Source organism: Brevibacterium sp. (assembly GCF_022712115.1).
Classification (GTDB): domain Bacteria; phylum Actinomycetota; class Actinomycetes; order Actinomycetales; family Brevibacteriaceae; genus Brevibacterium; species Brevibacterium salitolerans.
In genome coordinates, this window is the sequence record NZ_JALAHB010000241.1 from 1 (window position 1) to 2,780 (window position 2,780).

At 71.0% G+C, this 2,780-nt stretch carries 2 protein-coding genes; one reads left to right on the forward strand and one right to left on the reverse strand.

What is annotated here, in order from left to right; translation table 11 throughout:
* Positions 1-160: 160 nt before the first annotated feature.
* Positions 161-1,090, reverse strand: coding sequence for a heme o synthase (locus Q0A33_RS14405; protein WP_291798276.1), 930 nt, complete (start codon positions 1,088-1,090; stop codon positions 161-163).
* A 302-nt stretch (positions 1,091-1,392) separates the two neighbouring features.
* On the opposite strand from Q0A33_RS14405, the gene Q0A33_RS14410 reads away from it, so the two are divergent.
* A partial coding sequence (locus tag Q0A33_RS14410; RefSeq protein ID WP_291798274.1) for a thiamine pyrophosphate-dependent enzyme occupies positions 1,393-2,780 on the forward strand: 1,388 nt, incomplete at its 3' end.

The following is a 2,780-nucleotide window of genomic DNA, read 5'->3' on the forward strand; positions in this document are numbered from 1 at the left end:
GCCGCGGGCTCGCGGCTCCGCGCGCCGCCGACCACGGCGGGGAGTTCGCGCCGGCCGGCGACTGAGCCGGCGGGAGGCCCCTCCCACCCCGCACACGCACCGGGGCCCGGCCGTTCCGGAGAACAGCCGGGCCCCGGTGCGGATCAGCCCTGCGGCACGCTCACATCCAGGGGTTGACGAACGGGTCGATCGCCACGGCGAGGAAGAGGACGGAGAGATAGGTGATGGAGGCGTGGAACACGCGCATCGCCTTGAGCCGGGTGCCGGAGAGGCCCTTGTCCGCCCGCTTGATGAGCCCCACGCACTCCCACAGGAACCACGCGCCGGAGAGCACCGCGACAGCGATGTAGAGCGGGCCCATGGGCGCCAGCGGGATGAGGAGGAGCGAGGAGCCGATCATGGCCAGCGTGTACCAGATCATCTGGGCGGCGACGTTGCGGGGCGGCACCTTGTTGGGCAGCATCGGCACGTCCGCGGCCTCGTAGTCCGCCTTGTACTTGATGGCCAGCGGCCAGTAGTGCGGCGGCGTCCAGAAGAACACGACGAGGAAGAGGAGCAGCGGCTCCCAGCTCAGCGAGCCGGTGACGGCCGACCAGCCGATCAGCACCGGCATGCAGCCGGCGGCCCCGCCCCACACGATGTTCTGCGAGGTGCGGCGCTTGAGCACCAGGGTGTAGAGGACGGCGTAGAGGAGGATCGCGACGGCGGTGAGGCCGGCCGCCATCCAGTTGGTGAATCCGCCGAGCCAGAAGATCGAGCCGAAGCCCAGGGCGAACGCGAAGATCGTCGCCGCCCGCGGGGTGATCTCGCCGGTGACGAGCGGACGATTCTCCGTCCGCTTCATCTTCGCGTCGATGTCCCGGTCCGCGATGCAGTTGAAGACCGAGGCCGAGGCCGCAGCCGCCGCACCGCCGATCAGCGTGTTGAGCACCAGCCACAGATCGGGCAGGCCGCGGGCGGCGAGGAACATCACGGGCGCGGTGGTGACGAGCAGGAGCTCGATCACACGCGGCTTGGTGAGCGCGACGTAGGCGCGCAGCGTGCCCCGCAGGGTTCCGCGCCCACGCGCACCCGCGCGCTCCTCGTCGATGGTCCGCTGCAGCGGTCGCTCGCCGGAGGTCGCCGAGGATGTGCGGGTGTGCGCGGAATGCGGAGAAAGAGACACGATCGTCCTCGGCACCTTCCTAGTGATCGATGAGCGTTCTCGGAGATTCTATCGCTCGTAGAAGACTTCCGCACTTCCGACACCCGCGATGCGCGGACGGCGGCGCGGTGGGTGTCGGGGATGCGCGGGAGGACGGACAGGGCAACCGCGGATCCAGCCGGTAAGCTGAAGCGCGTCGCCATCGACTGCACACTGCACCGCCTTCATCTAAGGAGCACTTCGCGCGCATGACAAGCACGAGCACCCTCGAGTGGTCAGAACTGGACGCGAGGGCGGTCGACACCGCTCGCCTGCTGGCCGCCGACGCCGTCGAGAAGGCCGGCAACGGCCACCCCGGCACCGCCATGAGCCTCGCGCCGGCCGCCTACTACCTCTACCAGCACGCCATGGTGCACGATCCCGCACAGCCGCGCTGGGCGGGCCGGGACCGCTTCGTCCTCTCCGCCGGGCACTCCAGCCTCACGCAGTACGTGCAGCTCTACCTGGCCGGGTTCGGCCTCGAGCTCGACGACCTCCGCGCGCTCCGCACCTGGGGCTCGCTCACCCCCGGACACCCGGAGGTGGGCCACACCGACGGTGTCGAGATCACCACCGGACCGCTGGGCTCCGGCATCGCCTCGGCCGTGGGCATGGCGATGGCCGCGCGCCGTGAGCGCGGCCTCTTCGACCCGGAGGCGCCTGCGGGCGAGTCGGTGTTCGACCACCACGTCTACGTCGTCGCCGGCGACGGCTGCCTGCAGGAGGGCGTCTCCTCGGAGGCCTCCTCGCTCGCCGGCACGCAGGAGCTCGGCAACCTCATCCTCATCTGGGACGACAACCGGATCTCCATCGAGGACGACACGAACATCGCGTTCACGGAGGACGTCGAGGCCCGCTATGCCGCCTACGGGTGGCACGTGCAGCACGTGGACTTCACCGGCCGCGTCGACGGCACCGGCGAGTACTCCGAGGACGTCCAGGCCCTCCACGCCGCCGTGCAGGCCGCCAAGGCGGATCCGCGCCCCTCCTTCATCCGCCTCTCCACGATCATCGCCTGGCCCGCCCCGGGCAAGCAGAACACCGGTGGCGCGCACGGCTCCGCACTGGGTGCCGCTGAGATCGCGGCGACCAAGGAGCTCCTGGGCTTCGACCCCGCGGAGTCCTTCGCGGTCGCGGACGAGGTCCTCGCGCACACCCGCCTCGCCCGCGAGCGGGGCGCGGCGGCCCGCGCCGCCTGGGAGGCGCGCTTCGAGGAGTGGCGCAGTGCGCACCCGGAGCGCGCGCAGCTCTTCGACCGGCTGCAGTCCGGTGAGCTGCCCGCTGGTCTCGCCGAGGCTCTGCCGGAGTTCGAGGCGGGTGAGAAGATCGCCACGCGTGCGGCCTCGGGCACGGTCCTCAACGCCGTCGCCCCCCTCATGCCGGAGCTGTGGGGAGGATCCGCGGACCTCGCCGGTTCCAACAACACCCTCCTCAAGGGCGAACCCTCCTTCCTGCCCGAGGAGCGCTCGTCCGCGATGTTCTCCGGCAACCCCTACGGCCGGAACCTGCACTTCGGCGTCCGCGAGTTCGCCGCCGGCCTCATCTGCAACGGCATCGCCCTGCACGGTCCCCCCCGCCCCAACAACGGCACCGTGCA